The sequence below is a fragment of the Pseudomonas sp. DR208 genome, from assembly GCF_019823005.1.
Taxonomy (GTDB): domain Bacteria; phylum Pseudomonadota; class Gammaproteobacteria; order Pseudomonadales; family Pseudomonadaceae; genus Aquipseudomonas; species Aquipseudomonas extremorientalis.
On the sequence record NZ_CP081945.1, the window covers coordinates 1 to 15,014 of the forward strand.

The following is a 15,014-nucleotide window of genomic DNA, read 5'->3' on the forward strand; positions in this document are numbered from 1 at the left end:
TTGTTCGATATCTTCCAAATTTGCACGATATCTAACACGCTAACACAGCTTGCCGGAGGCACGATGATTGATGACGAAGGGGAAGTCCGCGCACTGGTCCAACCGACACAACGCGGCACATGGGTTCAGACCGAACGAGCTGGGCACGAAGCATGGGCGGCTCTCATCGCTCAAGCGCCGAGGGCCGGGCAATTGATGCACATCATTGTTCAGCATATGGATAAGTCCGGTGCATTGATCGTCAGCCAGTCGACTTTGGCCAAGATGATGGACACGTCCATTGCGACCACGAAGCGGGCGATCAGCGTCCTGGCCAAGCACAACTGGATTCAGACCATCAGTGTAGGTGGCCAACGCGGCGGAACACTTGCCTATGTGGTGAATAGCCGGATCGCATGGGCAGACAAGCGCGAAAATCTGCAGTACGCCCGCTTCAATGCGCGAGTGCTTATATCGTCAGAGGACCAGGCAGATCTTGGCAGCGACAATCTCAAGCAACTGCCGACCATGAACGATGGGGAAATCCAATTGCCATCCGGCCCAGGTATGGCACCACCGGCGCAGAACTCATTAGACGGTGTAGATCTGCCTGATATGCCTTCGATTCCGCACAGCAGCGAAAAGAAGGAACCCTGAAATGACGAAACCCGCAGCACGGCAATGCTTGCGGGTTTCTAGGTTTTTTGCGAAGGAGCAAAAATCCACGCGCCAATCATACACCGTGGCCGTGGGTATTTACAGAGCGCGCCGATCTGGCGTCAGCAACCACACGGAGATCCAACCAATGTCTTCAAGCTATGTACGGGCTCAGATCCGGCACGTGGAAGAAGTTGTACAAAGCGACGGGCCTGATGACTATTTCACAGGCCCTGACCATGACGTCTATGAGGTTCTGGTCGAACACGGCCCAGCGGCCGCATTTCTGGATTGGTTTCAGCAGGAAGATCCCTACGACCTTTGCCGGATCGGCGACACCGCGCAGTTTATCGATTTGGGAAGCGCCAAATCCCCGCACGATGGTGCTGTCATTGACTTCACATTCGACGAGTTTTTCCCTCGCTGGCTGGAAGCTGTCGCGGACGTGGCTAAAGCGCATTTAGCGCGCATGGCCAGCACCGCTATCGACGCGCTCCACGACGATCCGTAGGAGTCATCTTATGTCTGATCAACGATACGCCGTGACCATCGTTCACGGCGATTCAGTCAAGCACTACAGCGAACAGTTCCAGACTCAGGCCAGCTTTGCAGCACCATGGAAAGCGGTGCTGCAGAAAGCGCACAAGCAAGCCACTGTCAGTTGTCAGTGTCCAGGCACCGGTTGTCGTTTGCTTGCTGTACGGCATATGTCGGACAGCGATTCATTCCACCTCTCACGTTATCCCCGCACCGGCGCCGAACACGCCTTGGATTGCATCTACTACTCGCCAGATCCTGATAAGTCTGGTCTTGGTTCGTACAGTAAAGGCGTTGTTGAGGAAACGTCCGAGGGGGATCTTAAGATCAAGCTCACGCTCTCGCTGCGCAAGAAAGAGCCTGCAGACACTGGGCAGCCTCCCGAAGCCACCGGCAGCAGCTCGGCCAGCAGCAAAGCGACCAAACCAGCAATGACCCTGCTCGGCCTGTTGCATCTGCTCTGGAACGAAGCCGGGCTCAACACTTGGTCGCCTGGTATGGCTGGAAAGCGCGGGTTGGGCCTCGTACATAGCAGATTGCAAGACGCTGCAGATCGAATGCTTGCGTCCAGAATGCGGATCGGCGATGCGCTTGTCATTGCGGCTGGCTCGAAGGGTTTTCAATCCGAGGCCAACGAGCGGAAGGTCAAGAGCGCAATCAAGAACAACCGTCGCTTATTGGTGATCGCACCGCTTGCAGCTCATACCGAGGACCGGGAAAAAACCGCAGCTCGCTACCTGACCATAACCGGCTTCAATGGCGTACCTCGCATGTTCCTCGATGACGAGATCTGGTCGACCGTTGCTCGGCGATTCAAGCGTGAGCTGTCGGCCTGGAGGCAAGGACGGCGGGTTATAGCGATTGTTCAGACCGATCAACCCACGGAACCGGGTAAAGCACAGGCGCTCAATGTCGCGTTGATGGTGGTCAGTGACGAGTGGATCCCGGTGGAATCCTCGTATGAAGCTGTGATCGAGGCCAGGTTGCGGGAGGAATCGCGCAGGTTCGTCAAACCCTTACGATTCGACTCAAGCGAGGACCAGGTATTCCCGGACTTCTGGCTGATGGACGCGAGTGCCGGCACTGAGTATCCGATGGAGGTTTATGGCCGTGCTGATCCCAAGTATCTGGCGCGAAAAGAGGTAAAGGCTGATTACTACCGGGCGCACTACGGGTCCAGGTGGTGGGCTTGGGACGCAAGCTCAGACCCACAAGGCAAAGCAATTCCACCGTTCCCATCGGTTCGGACGTGATACTCATTTCTCGCACGCGAGAATTCTGGTGTGCTTAAACGAAAAAACCGCCCTAGCGAGCTAGGGCGGCTGTTCGTCACCAGACTATCCCTTACAGCAGATCGTCGTGATGATCACGAATGAACTCCCAAGCGGATTTGAGCATGCTCAAAGTACGCAAGGTTGCCCAAACGTGGCTCAAAATATTTAGCGTGCGCTTCATATTTCATGGCCTCCGTGTTGGCTGGCCATCCTTCCAACGCCTGTGCTGGCACTCAGCGTTTTAGGTACGAGTGACTGTATCTAGTGGAAGTACGACCGAGGGTTGGCCCTCCCATAACATCCACCAGCACGGCTTTCTCAGGGCCGTGTAGGGAGGGGTGGTACAGCGAAATCTTTACGTCCAGCCCCTTCCACTTGATACTAATCGCACGTAAGCGCGGGCATCATACCGCATCTTTTCAGCTTTGGAATGGCATCATGCCAGCGTGATCGACAGTGACGTAGGATGAGACGTAGTGATTGACATATATGTCAACTCTTTCTACTATCGTCCTCAGTGACTGTATCTAGTGGAACCGCTGGCCAGGTCTCTCAACCAGACCAGCAAAAAAGACCGCCCCTCTCAGGCGGTTTTTTTTTTGCCTGCGATTCAGCACTTCACTGTCCACATCTGATCCCAACTGGTCATGTAGCTAGGGCTCAGCAGTGCCCTACGCATGCCCCAGTCCGGCGACAGCGGCATGGCTGCAGTGCGTAAGCAGTCATGCCCCCAACGCTTGTTGATCTTGTCCATAACGTTCATCAGGGCATCAGTGCGAGCCGGTTGGCTGGTCGCGAACAGATCCTGCGTGTACTCCCCCCGCTTCCTCAAATCCATCAGCATTACCTCTGCCTTGCTGTAGGCAAAGCCCGGTCTGTAGATGCCTTCCAACGCACGCAGCGCGTGCCTTGTCAGCACCCGCACATCATCGGTTGGATAATCAGGAATGATTGTGGCCGCATTGGCGTACTTGGGGCCGTCACCATGAAATGATGTCTGAATGCCAATGCGCAGCCCACCACATAACGAGCGCTGCTTGCGAAGCTTCTCAGCGGCCTTGTGAATGTAGGTAGCCAGCGCTTGGCCAAGTCCCTCGATGGTGTGGACACGCTGACCAAACATCTTGCTTGAGCAAATGGTTTGCTTGTCCGGTGGACATTGTTCCAGCTCAATGCAGGACTCGCCACGCAACTCCCTGATCGTTCGTTCCAGGACGACTGAATATTTGCGGCCCATCGTCCGAGGCTCCGCATGGGAAAGCTGCCAAGCGGTAGTGATTCCCTCGATGGCCAGGTTATCGCGCATACGTCTGCCAATACCCCAAACTTCCTCGACCGGCATACGGCGCAATAACCACTCGACAGCCTCTGGCCGTCGCAGATCGACTACGCCTCCGGTCTTGTCTCGCCAAATCTTTGATGCGTGTTGCGCGGCTTTGGCCAGCGTTTTTGTGTGACCGATCCCCACACCAACCGGCAGCGCTACCCACTGCAGCACACGGGCCTGAATTGCTCGGCCCACGTCGACCAATGGCTCGCGCTGGTCTTCTAGTCGTATGAAGGATTCGTCAATCGAATACTGCTCCACGGAACTGACCAAAGACGCTGTAGCCATGGCCATTCTGTGCGACAACTCGCCATAAAGCGTGTAGTTGCTGCTGAACACGGCAACACCGTTCTGCTCCAAGAATTTGCGAATCTTGAAATAGGGTTCGCCCATTTTTATACCCAAAGCCTTGGCCTCGTTTGTGCGCGCAACAATCGCACCGTCGCTGTTCGAAAGGACAACGACAGGCCGCTGCCTCAGCTCAGGCCGAAAAATTCGTTCGCAGCTGCAGTAGAACGAGTTTGCGTCGACCAGGCCGAAGACAGGACGCCGCTTTTCAAAGCTCATGAGGCGACAAACTCCAGGTCACAACGCCGAATACTTCCACTGTGCTGTATTCGTCGGGGGTGACGGACTTGTATGCCGGGTTTGCTGATTCGAGTGTCCAGCCAGCAGCTGACTTGGCGAGGCGCTTTACCAACGGTTGGTTGTCGACATACGCCATCACAATGTGTCCGGAACACGCCGTCACTGTTCGGTCGATGATCAACCGCGTTCCGGTGAAAATTCCAGCGTCGCGCATGCTCTCGCCTTCGACTTTCACGATCCAGATATGCGGCGCTCGAATGTTCAACAGTTCGTCGAGCGATATGGGCGGTTCGTAATAATCAGCCGCTGGGCTGGGAAATCCACCGGCAGCGGAGCAGGACAACAATTGAAGCGGGATGCCAGATCCCAAGAGTGGCTGGATTGCTACGACTTTCATAAATCACCGGAATACTGTTTGCATGTACAGTAATCCAGCCTTTACGCGACAGCCAGCGGGAAGTGATGGAAGGAACGGCAACCTGCAGGCGTGCCCCCTTCGGGGGGCGGCTCTCGTAAACCAAGCCCTGGCCAAAAGCGCGCCAGGTCTTGGCCCTTCGGGCTTCGATCCTCACGTCTCCGGCCTGCGGCCTGCGCGCTCCGCTTGCCGGTCCTTCCGCATCACCAGGTAGGCTCATCAGCATCGGTAGGTAGCGGATCGCCCCAATGGCCTATCCGCCGCCCGGCCTTGCCTGCAAGGGGCTTTCGCGGCATATCCTTGTCGCTTCGCGCCTGCGGTATTCCACGACCCCTTGCACGCGGCCCGGCTCTGGATAGTCCGGGCTTACCGCGACCTACCGACGCTGACGAGCAGACCCACCACCGGCAGCGCGCTCCAGTCCCCAAAGGCTTGATGCAGCCTGCGGCTGCTGCTTTGAAAAGCGTTTATTTCCCGCTCCCAAACCTCGGCATCCAAGCAGCACCGGCAGAGCGGCGTTGGCAAGGGGTTCGAAAAAAACCCGCACAATGGCGGGCCTGATTTGCGGACGTTTAGCCGTGGGCTACGTCGACGTGCTGTTTTGCCGTCATGTCCAGGCCAACCGCACGCATCACGCCGATCATGGTTTTCAGCGTTGGGTTGCCGTTTTTCAGTTGGTAGAGGTGTGCGCGTGTGACGCCAGCCTCTTTTGCAATCGCGGTCATACCTTTGGCGCGAGCTACCACGCTCAGCGCCTGCGCGATAAATGAGGCATCACCAGATTCGAAAGCATCAGCCATAAAGATGGCGATAGATTCCGCGTCAGTGAGTAATTCCGCTGGATCGTATTCGTAAATTGGTTCTTTCATTCGTCTTCACTCCACTGGCTTGCCAGAGTTTTTGCGGTTTCTATATCCCGCGCCTGACTGCTTTTATCCCCACCGCAGAGCAATAGGACCAGCTGATCGCCGCGCTGCTGGAAATACACCCGGTAGCCGGGGCCATGATGAATACGCAACTCACTGACGCCTTGACCGACTGGCTGCACGTCACCAAGCAAGCCGTGGGCTACGCGCAACACCCGCGCCGCGATAATCAGTTTGGCCTTCTTGTCACGCAGTTTGCGTTCCCAAGTCATGTAAGTGGCGGTTTGGATAATCGTTTTCATGTGTATAAGTGTATTATATATATGACACATGGTCAAGCTGATTGGTACATTCTCGCATGCGAGAAAGTAAATAAATAGTCCTATCGAATGATACTAACAGTTGACTCAATTTCTGTTTGTTGAGATAATTTCTCCGTCGAAGCAATCCCGCTTCGGCAGCTTGGAACCAGCGGCGGCAACCGCCCAAGCGAATTGCGAAGGAGAATGAAATGGCTGTTCATCGTGTTATTTGGGAAATGGACGTTGATGTTACTGGCGGCCCCAGAGAGGCAGTGGAAGCGGTTGCGAAACGCTATTTCGCTAAGCATGTCGCGAATGGTGAGCCAGGTAGCGCATGCGTGTTCACTGTCATCGATCCGAAGGGTAAGCGCGCGTTGGTCGACCTGGCACCGAGTCTCAGTGATCTCGAAGGCGACGACACTGAGTAATCAACATTCAGCGCGCCCGGTGCAGGTAAGCACCGGGCAACCCCGACAGATGAGGTGATAACGATGACCCTGGACGAAGCTCTCGAAGAAGACAACGTGGTAAGCCGCGACGAAGCAAAAGCCGAGTGCGAGAAACATTCCCTCGCCTTCGCGGATCTTGTAGACGAGCTGGGCGATCACTCGGAGTACAAGTCCCGAGACGTAATGCATTGGCTGGGTTACTGATCCATGACCACTACCAAACCGGCTGGGCTCACTGAAATTTCGTTGACCCTCGCAATCGAGACTCGGGACGCGCTTCGCGCCCAAGGCGTCAAATGCCAGTTGCGCTTTGTGAGCGGCGATCTTTGGCACGTGCTGTTGGCAGGCACGGACTACTAATTCGGGAAGCCCGGTTCGCCGGGCATTCGGGTGTAAACATGATTCAGACACCACGCCAAGAACGCATGTTGTTCGGCGATGAGGCGGACGCTCACGCATTCTGGAAGGACAAAGAGTGGAAGACCTTCGCGGTTGATTTAATCGCGCACACCGGCAGGAAACAGAAGGTCATCCACACGATGTACGTTCGTGCGCGCACAGGCGCAGATGCTGCACAATGTGCGAAAGATAATGACTGGACTCGCAAACCTAAGCCGCGCTACGTCGCTCGCCTTGCTGGCCCACGCGAGCTGGGCTGCACTCCATCACCTAAATCGATCAATGTTCAAGGATGATTACCATGAAAACCAATCCAAACACCCCGACACCAAAACCGATCCGCGAAAATAAATCTGATGGCATGTTCATAGCGTCAATGGTTGGGTGCGGGGCGCTCTTTTTCATCTTTTTGGGCGGTATCGGCTCCGTGGTTAATGAATATGTACTTGCCAGCGAACAGGAATGGCTGGGTACTGCAACTGCTCTTGCATTGGCAATCGGCATTGCTGGGGGGTTCCTCAGCTCGTTCATTGTTGCCGACTACCTGTCCAACAAAGAAGATAAAGAAAAATCAATTTCTAGTAAAAACGGATGATACTAATAGTTGACCCTGAATCGCTCTTTTGAGATAATGAATTTGTCGAGGCAATACCGCCTCGGCAGCTTGGGACAAAGCGGCGGCAACCGCTCCAAGTCACTCGAAGGAGATTCAAACAATGACTACCGAAACCCACCTGTTTTATTTCAGCGATGCGAAAACCCTTCGCGAGTACAGCGGTTTTACCGTTGAGCCTTCCCACCAAGCCCGTCCTGGGCAAATTCCTTCCACCGTCACCCTCTACATGGTTGTTGCGCAGCGCTCCGGCATTGGCCAGCGCGAAGTTCTCGCAGAGTTCCCGTTGGAATTGCACGCCGAAATCTTCCGCGACATGGCCGAAGCGACTGCCTCAGCCATCTGACCTCAGCAAGCCCGGACCTCACGGTCCGGGCACCAGTGACGGAATGCGATCATGCCTATCAGGTACGTACTCAAGCACTTTCATTTCTGCTGCGGTCTTGGCGGCGGCGCAAAGGGTTTCAACAAGAACAAAGAGGTAGTCGGCAAGCTGCAGGCCGAATGGCGTTGCGTCGGTGGTGTCGACGTGGACGCCGGAGCGCTCAAGGATTTTGAGCGCTTGGCCGGTGTACCAGGTACTCAGATGGATCTGTTCACCCGCGAGCAGTACATCGCGTTTCACGGTAAGCAACCGCCTGCGGATTGGCGGGAGGCTACGCCGGATGACATTCGCCGCGCCGCTGGCAACCAAGATCCTGACGTTGTGTTCATCAGCAGCCCATGCAAAGGCGCGTCGGGCTTATTGTCCGAAGCATTGAGCCTCACCCCCAAATATCAGGCACTCAACGAGCTGACGCTGCGTTGTGTGTGGCTTATGTGCGAAGCGTGGCAACACAACCCAGTCAGCTTGATCGTGTTCGAAAACGTACCGCGTCTGGCCAGCCGTGGCCGACACTTGCTTGACCAGATCGGGCAGATTCTTGAGTTCTTCGGCTACGCCGTATCGGAGACGACCCACGACTGCGGCGAACTGGGCGGACTGGCCCAATCTCGCAAACGGTTCTTGCTGGTCGCCCGCCACGTCGAGAAGGTTCCACCGTTCCTGTACGAGCCGGAAAAGAAGTCGCTGCAATCCGTTGGTGCCGTCCTCGGCCGCATGCCGATGCCAGGTGACATCGAGCGCGCAGGCCCAATGCACCGCGTGCCGTCACTGCAATGGAAAACGTGGGTGCGACTCGCCCTTGTCGAAGCGGGCAAGGATTGGCGCAGCCTCGATCAACTGGCGATCCATGACGGCTATCTGCGGGACTTTGTAATCGTGCCAGAGGCGTTCTCAGGCTACTTGGGTGTAAACGCCTGGAATAAAGCCGTAGGCACCGTGGCGGGCCAATCAGGACCTACCAACGGGGCATTCTCTGTCGCAGATCCGCGCAGCCCCATAGACGCGCCTCAATATCATCAATATGGCGTGCGCAAGTGGGAGGACACCAGCGGCGCAATCATTGGGGTCAAGTCACCAGGTCAAGGCACGTTCAGCGTTGCGGATCCGCGTGGCGCAGCTGGTGGCCACGGCAAGTACAACGTTACCCGTTGGGACGGATCAGCCCGAACAGTGATTGCGGGCAGCACAACAGGGCAGGGGGCCTTTGCGGTACAGGATCCCCGCTCCGGCCTGCGCCGCGTAAAAGGTGATGCGTACCTCACTGGCGGACATTACGGCGTCGTCCCGTGGGACAGCACTGCAGGCGCTGTCTCCGCCAGTGCGCGATTGGACAATGGCCGTTGGAGTGTCGCTGATCCTCGAATGCCGGCAGCGAATGAACGCCTGACGTGTGTGATCAGAAGCCTTGACGGCACCTGGCACCGGCCTTTCACCACACTGGAAATGGCTGCACTGCAAAGCCTCGTTGATCCCGAGGAAATGCTAGAGCTGGACGGGTTGAGCGATCAGGCATGGCGGGAACGAATCGGTAACGCGGTTCCGCCGAATGCCGCCGAGGCGATTGCCGGTGTGATGGCTCAAACCATTTTGCTGGCCAAGCAAGGCGAAACCTTTTTGCTCAGCCACATGCCCGTATGGGTCCGGCCCGTGGCCGTTGGCCTGTCGTTGGCCAACCACCTCGATAACGCAGCATAAATCTGCGCCCCTGACGGGGCGCATCCCTCCCGGATCAAGCGGCGGCAACCGCCCCGGGATTTCAGCGAAGGAGATCCACAAATGCACTTTCGTGACCTCACTCAAAGCAAAGCCGAACGTTCTTGCCATGCACTGCAATCCGCTGCGCGGCTGGCAGAACTGCACAAGAAGTGGTATTCAGCCGCGGAACTTTACGAAGCCGCCGCCTCGATCTGGCCGGGCAACGGCCTGACCTACATGCGACGTGCGGAACAATGCCGTTCGCTGATCGATTCCGCACGCGATGAAATGGACCTCTGAGGAACGAAGTCATGGACACCACCAATGCAATGCGCACGCCCGAATACCTTGACGTGTTGATGTGGCTTGAGACCGCCTCAGAGGATCTGATTACCGGTGCTTACTGGGCAGCAACTGGCTCTGTGAAACAGGATCTGCGCATCGGGATTCAAAGCCTGATGGATTCAGATCGGCCAGCTCTGGCCAACTATTTCCCCGAGCTGGTTATCAATCCAATAAAGCTGGATGAACTCTCTGTGCTATTCCCTGAGTGCATCCAGCCATTGAAGACATTGGAAGAATCTCTATCGGTGCGAGACAGAGACAGAAGGAGCCCACCCAAAGGGTATTGGGCTGTTTCTGCCGTCATCCAAGAACTGAAAACCGAAGGAAAACTGTCGCCCAGTCAGAGCGTGCTACTCGCCGCCGAGCTGGCTACTTTCCGAACCTAACCCCTCTCATGCGTGCCCCCTTCGGGGGGCGGCTCTCGTGAACCAAGCCCTGGCCAAAAGCGCGCCAGGTCTTGGCCCTTCGGGCTTCGATCCTCACGTCTCCGGCCTGCGGCCTGCGCGCTCCGCTTGCCGGTCCTTCCGCATCACCAGGTAGGCTCATCAGCATCGGTAGGTAGCGGATCGCCCCAATGGCCTATCCGCCGCCCGGCCTTGCCTGCAAGGGGCTTTCGCGGCATATCCTTGTCGCTTCGCGCCTGCGGTATTCCACGACCCCTTGCACGCGGCCCGGCTCTGGATAGTCCGGGCTTACCGCGACCTACCGACGCTGACGAGCAGACCCACCACCGGCAGCGCGCTCCAGTCCCCAAAGGCTTGATGCAGCCTGCGGCTGCTGCTTTGAAAAGCGTTTATTTCCCGCTCCCAAACCTCGGCATCCAAGCAGCACCGGCAGAGCGGCGTTGGCAAGGGATTTCGGTAAATTCTCGCATGCGAGAACCCCGACAGATGGTCAGTTTAGATTTTACCAATAGTTGACTTTGGGTAGTGGATTTGCGATAATTTCTACGTCGAAGCAATACCGCTAAGACAGCCTGGAATCAGCGGCGGCAACCGCCCAGGCAAATCGCGAAGGAGCTTTCAATGAACACTCATACCCAGTTTCAAGCCACCGCCCCGATCTTTCACAACTGGCTGACCGCTGATGACTTCCTGGCTTTTGCCAAAGGTATTTCTAAGCCGGTGACTTCCAATATCGACTGCATGAAAGCCAAGGTCGACGCATTTTTTGCAGACGCCTGCAAACGTGCCCCGACATATGAAACAGTCGTTCATAACTTTTTCTGCGCAGATGTTGAACGCGAGTTCGGAACCAACGAGGAATCGCCTGAGTACGCCGAGGTTTTCGTTTATGCCCGTGAGGAATACGAATACCAATCCCCGAGTGAAAGGGCCGCCCAGCGAGCGCAAGACGCGGAGGATGGCTATTGCCAACATGGCCTTGATGAAATGACCTGCCCATGCGGTTGCTTCGAAGGCGACGAAACCTATATCGATTACGACAATCACTAAAACCACCCCACAGCCCCGGCACGCCGGGGCATCTAAAAGGAGTTTCCATCATGGCCCGTGGCGTAAACAAAGTGATTCTGGTCGGGACTTGCGGTCAAGATCCCGAGGTTCGTTATCTCCCCAACGGTAACGCCGTTACCAATCTGAGCTTGGCCACCAGTGAGCAATGGACCGATAAGCAAACCGGGCAGAAGGTCGAAAAAACCGAATGGCACCGGGTATCCCTGTTCGGCAAGGTGGCCGAGATTGCCGGCGAGTATCTGCGCAAAGGTTCACAGGTCTACATCGAAGGCAAGCTGCAAACCCGCGAATGGGAGAAGGACGGTATCAAGCGTTACACGACAGAAATTGTCGTAGACATGCAAGGCACCATGCAGCTGCTGGGGGGCAGACCGCAGAACCAGGACGGCACCAACCAGGCGCCAAGGCCGCAGCAACAGCGGCGACCACAACAATCGGCCCCACAACAAGCGGCGCCGCAACCGCTGCCCGCATATGACCCCATGGATGACGACATCCCGTTCATGGACCCCTATCGTTTTTCTTGCTTGCTGCAGTAGACCTGACGGTCTGCGCAACCAAAGCCCGGCCCAGCGCCGGGCTTTTTATTATCAAAATAAGTAAAATTAGATTGTACTAACAGTTGACCGAGAAACGATCTTTTGCGATAATTTCTACGTCGAAGCAATACCGCTAAGACAGCCTGGAACCAGCGGCGGCAACCGCCCAGGCAAATCGCGAAGGAGATTCAAAAATGCGTCTATCCAGCAACTTCCGCAACCCTTGCATGGTTCGCAGCAACGTCCCACTGACCAATGATGAGATCGCCCGCGTTGCGCCTTCCATCTTCGCAGTCGAAGCGCACGACAGCCGCTCCGATCGCTACCGCTACATCCCAACCGTCGACGTGCTCACCGCACTGCGCAGCGAAGGGTTCGAACCCTTCATGGCCTGCCAAACCCGCGTTCGCAACTCCGACAAGATCCAGCACACCAAACACATGATCCGTCTGCGCCATGCGTCGAACATCATGGACAAGGAGGCGAACGAAATCATCCTGCTGAACAGCCACGATGGCACCAGCAGTTACCAGATGATGGGCGGTTGCTTCCGCTTTGTGTGTGCCAACGGCCTTGTACTGGGCGAAGCCGCGATGGATCAGAAAGTCCGTCACAGTGGCCGCCAAGACGTGATCGGCGAAGTCATCGAGGGGGCTTACGAAGTGCTGAATCAGTTCGCACTGATCGAGGATCAGCGCGAAACCATGAAACAAATCCAGATCCGTCCCGAGCTGCAACACGCCTTCGCCGAGGCTGCTTTGGCGTACCGCTACGACCCAGCCGAAGGCCCGGCGCCGGTGACAGCTAGCCAGTTACTGCGTCCACGTCGCGCCGAGGATCGGGCCGATGATCTCTGGACCACCTTCAACCGAGTACAGGAAAACACCATCAAGGGAGGGCTTACAGGCCGCAACAAGCAAGGTCGCCGCACCACTACCCGCGCCGTCTCCGGCATTGACCAGGACGTGAAATTGAATCGCGCCCTTTGGGTACTGGCTCAGCACATTCGCCAAGCCGCCTAACAAGTCCAGGCCGGGCGCTACACGCCCGGCCTACCTCGCAAGGAGATAGCCGCCATGTCGAAAGTTTTCTTTGTACCAGGTCAAACCACAATCATTGACTATGCCCGCGAGATTGGTCCCAACATGTGGGCCGCACGCTGCAGCTGGCTAATGTTGCCGGAGATTCGCGTGCGTCACCCCGGCGCAGTGCTGGACGATCAAACCGCTTTCCTGCAGGCGCAGGAATCGAGCAACGGCACCAAGCCTGCGCGCATCACTGAGGCGCGCTTTGATTTTGCGGTCAGTCATGGCCAGGTGCTGGACTACTTCGCCGATGAAACCGGCGATTCATTCATACTGCAGGCCCCCGAGGTCGGTGATTTGGTGCGCGTGTATGCCCGTTGTTTCGGTCATTGCTGGTCGTTCCTGTGTTTGCCGATCATCACCCATAGCGAGATCCGTTCTCGGATCTGCACAGCGGTGGCCTCGAATCATTGACCACTGAAAAACGGAGTTACTACATGCAGCCGATTTACACCGCCGAGGACTGGAAACGAATATCGCCGGTATTCGCCTCGCGCCGCTTGGCGGTCTCTACGGTAGAGATCGCCAAGGCCATCTTGGTTGATGGCCAGCGACCGCAAGACGTGGCCAACGCTAGAGACATGTCGAAACAGACCGTTCATGCGGCGGTAAAGCGGGTGCGGGCCATCCTGGACGAACACGGGGCAAGCGAGCTAGTTCCCGTTATGGTTTGGTTGCCACCCGAGCTGGCCGCGCAAGTCATAGAGATGGCCAAGCCCTATATGGACGCCAAACCGGCACCGAAAAAGGGTGGCAAGGATGCATAAGACCGACTTCAAATCATGGCTCAAAGACAACGGTATGGCACTGCCGGTGCTGTTTGAAGATGACCCAGTGGCCTACACGTTCGCGCCAATGACAGTCACCCTCACGCCGGATCTGCTGCACCAGCTCGACCGCGTGCGCCTGTTGCAAGACGCCGCCGATGATCACAACTGCCCTGATCGCCAAGCGCTGGAAAGCGAGATCGAACAGGCGCACCGCTTTGTGAGCTGGACGCTACAAGGTATCGTTTTCCCCGAATCAAAGTGAATGGAACTCACCAATGAAAACAGCCACAACGCGACGCCAGAAAATCCTATTTGTTGGGCTGGTGATCTTTTTAGTTACCGGATGGATTCAACAAAAATACGCTAAGCACCGCGCCCAAGCTGACTATGAAAATCACTGTGCGGAGATTGCGAAAAACCCGGCAAGGGTGCCATGCCTAACCCCGACGCCGCCCGACATTCCATTGCCTGCACAGGGTTAGAGTCTCCCACTGATCTCGGTCAAGAGAGGTGCATATGCAACACTCAATCGCTGAACTTCGAAAAATCGCCAGTGAATGGCGGCAAAACAACCAGGAACACACTGGGGGGATCGTGTGCATTTGGGAGCGCTCAGCCTACTGTTGGAAAAACGAGCTGCGCGATCCGAACCATGAAAGACCAGGTGTGTACGCGGTTTTAGAAGATGGCCAAGTGTTCATTGCCGAAGGTGGTAATTATCAGAACGGAGCCGAACAGTGGGCAGAGGTTGCCCCAGCAGCAAACAAGAATCTCGCCCAACGTTAGCCCCTAATTTCCCTTCCTGTGCGTGCCCCCTTCGGGGGGCGGCTGTCGTGAACCAAGCCCTGGCCAAAAGCGCGCCAGGTCTTGGCCCTTCGGGCTTCCATCCTCACGCCTCCGGCCTTCGGCCTGCGCGCTCCGCTTGCGTTGTAACGTACGGCACAGGGTTTTACCTTGGCCGACCTCCCGGTCGGATTTGAAACCATCCGGCCTTGCGGCCGGGCGCTGCAGCAACTCACGTCTGAGATCTGCGCACGACTCAGGAAATCGTCCTGCAGTTGCCCACCGCCCGGGCAAACAGCACGCCCGGCCCGTGGACAACTGCACCGCTCGCTCTGGCCTTTGTTGGGCCTCGCTCGCTGGACGATTTTTCAAGCGTGAGCTCCTGCAGCGCAAAAGCGGCCTTCGGCGACCAAGAGCTGCGCCCTTGGATCCGCAGACAAGACCACCGGCCAGTTGGCCGGTCGCCGCTGGGCTCACGTCCGAGATCTGCACACGACTCAGGAAATCGCCCTGCAGTTACCCACCGCCCAG

Annotated in this window: 22 protein-coding genes; 18 read left to right on the top strand and 4 right to left on the bottom strand. The window is 56.6% G+C overall.

Annotated elements, in window-relative coordinates; genetic code table 11:
• Nucleotides 1-63: 63 nt before the first annotated feature.
• From K5K89_RS28320 to K5K89_RS28330, 3 genes are read left to right on the top strand one after another with little or no spacing between them, the layout of a single operon-like run.
• Entirely contained in the window at nt 64-636 is a 573-nt protein-coding gene (locus K5K89_RS28320; RefSeq protein WP_222541775.1) for a helix-turn-helix domain-containing protein, read from the top strand.
• Between the two features lies 1 nt (nt 637).
• Entirely contained in the window at nt 638-1,147 is a 510-nt protein-coding gene (locus tag K5K89_RS28325) for a hypothetical protein (RefSeq protein WP_222541776.1), read from the top strand.
• A 10-nt stretch (nt 1,148-1,157) separates the two neighbouring features.
• Entirely contained in the window at nt 1,158-2,426 is a 1,269-nt protein-coding gene (locus K5K89_RS28330) for a DUF1173 family protein (RefSeq protein WP_222541777.1), read from the top strand.
• Nucleotides 2,427-3,057: 631 nt separating this feature from the next.
• Here K5K89_RS28330 and K5K89_RS28335 read toward each other — a convergent pair.
• The 4 genes from K5K89_RS28335 to K5K89_RS28350 form a co-directional block, all read right to left on the bottom strand.
• Nucleotides 3,058-4,341 (bottom strand): Y-family DNA polymerase, encoded by a 1,284-nt coding sequence (locus tag K5K89_RS28335; protein ID WP_222541778.1) that lies wholly within the window; start codon nt 4,339-4,341, stop codon nt 3,058-3,060.
• Nucleotides 4,331-4,759, bottom strand: a complete 429-nt coding sequence (locus K5K89_RS28340) for a LexA family protein (RefSeq protein WP_222541779.1) — start codon at nt 4,757-4,759, stop codon at nt 4,331-4,333. Before K5K89_RS28340 ends, K5K89_RS28335 begins: the two co-directional genes overlap by 11 nt.
• 590 nt (nt 4,760-5,349) lie before the next feature.
• Nucleotides 5,350-5,646 (bottom strand): addiction module antidote protein, encoded by a 297-nt coding sequence (locus tag K5K89_RS28345; RefSeq protein WP_011475354.1) that lies wholly within the window; start codon nt 5,644-5,646, stop codon nt 5,350-5,352.
• The gene (locus tag K5K89_RS28350) at nt 5,643-5,945 is read right to left on the bottom strand and encodes a type II toxin-antitoxin system RelE/ParE family toxin (RefSeq protein ID WP_011475355.1); all 303 of its coding nucleotides are present in this window, start codon (nt 5,943-5,945) and stop codon (nt 5,643-5,645) included. The genes K5K89_RS28345 and K5K89_RS28350 overlap by 4 nt, the downstream gene beginning before the upstream one ends.
• A gap of 209 nt (nt 5,946-6,154) precedes the next feature.
• Between K5K89_RS28350 and K5K89_RS28355 the strand changes: the two genes are divergently transcribed.
• From K5K89_RS28355 to K5K89_RS28425, 15 genes are all read left to right on the top strand, one after another.
• Nucleotides 6,155-6,373 carry a hypothetical protein gene (locus K5K89_RS28355; protein WP_219022106.1) on the top strand — a complete coding sequence of 73 codons (219 nt, stop codon included), beginning with the start codon at nt 6,155-6,157 and terminating at the stop codon, nt 6,371-6,373.
• 63 nt (nt 6,374-6,436) lie between these two features.
• Nucleotides 6,437-6,598 carry a hypothetical protein gene (locus tag K5K89_RS28360; protein WP_169882213.1) on the top strand — a complete coding sequence of 54 codons (162 nt, stop codon included), beginning with the start codon at nt 6,437-6,439 and terminating at the stop codon, nt 6,596-6,598.
• 194 nt (nt 6,599-6,792) lie between these two features.
• Entirely contained in the window at nt 6,793-7,089 is a 297-nt protein-coding gene (locus K5K89_RS28365; RefSeq protein ID WP_222541780.1) for a hypothetical protein, read from the top strand.
• A 5-nt stretch (nt 7,090-7,094) separates the two neighbouring features.
• The gene (locus tag K5K89_RS28370) at nt 7,095-7,388 is read left to right on the top strand and encodes a hypothetical protein (RefSeq protein ID WP_222541781.1); all 294 of its coding nucleotides are present in this window, start codon (nt 7,095-7,097) and stop codon (nt 7,386-7,388) included.
• A gap of 121 nt (nt 7,389-7,509) precedes the next feature.
• A complete protein-coding gene (locus tag K5K89_RS28375) occupies nt 7,510-7,752 on the top strand; it encodes a hypothetical protein (protein WP_110973482.1) in 243 nt (80 codons plus the stop codon).
• A gap of 51 nt (nt 7,753-7,803) precedes the next feature.
• Entirely contained in the window at nt 7,804-9,486 is a 1,683-nt protein-coding gene (locus tag K5K89_RS28380; RefSeq protein ID WP_222541782.1) for a DNA cytosine methyltransferase, read from the top strand.
• Between the two features lie 81 nt (nt 9,487-9,567).
• Nucleotides 9,568-9,786 carry a hypothetical protein gene (locus K5K89_RS28385; protein WP_110973480.1) on the top strand — a complete coding sequence of 73 codons (219 nt, stop codon included), beginning with the start codon at nt 9,568-9,570 and terminating at the stop codon, nt 9,784-9,786.
• An 11-nt stretch (nt 9,787-9,797) separates the two neighbouring features.
• A complete protein-coding gene (locus K5K89_RS28390) occupies nt 9,798-10,217 on the top strand; it encodes a hypothetical protein (protein WP_222541783.1) in 420 nt (139 codons plus the stop codon).
• Between the two features lie 639 nt (nt 10,218-10,856).
• Complete coding sequence (locus tag K5K89_RS28395) at nt 10,857-11,285, top strand: hypothetical protein (RefSeq protein ID WP_222541784.1); 429 nt, start codon at nt 10,857-10,859, stop codon at nt 11,283-11,285.
• 50 nt (nt 11,286-11,335) lie between these two features.
• Nucleotides 11,336-11,845, top strand: coding sequence for a single-stranded DNA-binding protein (locus tag K5K89_RS28400; RefSeq protein ID WP_257603926.1), 510 nt, complete (start codon nt 11,336-11,338; stop codon nt 11,843-11,845).
• A gap of 194 nt (nt 11,846-12,039) precedes the next feature.
• A complete protein-coding gene (locus tag K5K89_RS28405; protein ID WP_219022099.1) occupies nt 12,040-12,867 on the top strand; it encodes a DUF932 domain-containing protein in 828 nt (275 codons plus the stop codon).
• 54 nt (nt 12,868-12,921) lie between these two features.
• Nucleotides 12,922-13,344, top strand: a complete 423-nt coding sequence (locus K5K89_RS28410) for a hypothetical protein (protein ID WP_222541785.1) — start codon at nt 12,922-12,924, stop codon at nt 13,342-13,344.
• A gap of 23 nt (nt 13,345-13,367) precedes the next feature.
• Entirely contained in the window at nt 13,368-13,697 is a 330-nt protein-coding gene (locus tag K5K89_RS28415) for a TrfB-related DNA-binding protein (protein WP_222541786.1), read from the top strand.
• Nucleotides 13,690-13,962: a hypothetical protein gene (locus tag K5K89_RS28420; RefSeq protein ID WP_222541787.1), complete on the top strand. Its 273-nt coding sequence runs from the start codon at nt 13,690-13,692 to the stop codon at nt 13,960-13,962. The genes K5K89_RS28415 and K5K89_RS28420 overlap by 8 nt, the downstream gene beginning before the upstream one ends.
• A 254-nt stretch (nt 13,963-14,216) precedes the next feature.
• Nucleotides 14,217-14,486 carry an antirestriction protein ArdR gene (locus K5K89_RS28425; protein WP_219022095.1) on the top strand — a complete coding sequence of 90 codons (270 nt, stop codon included), beginning with the start codon at nt 14,217-14,219 and terminating at the stop codon, nt 14,484-14,486.
• The last annotated feature ends 528 nt before the right edge of the window (nt 14,487-15,014 follow it).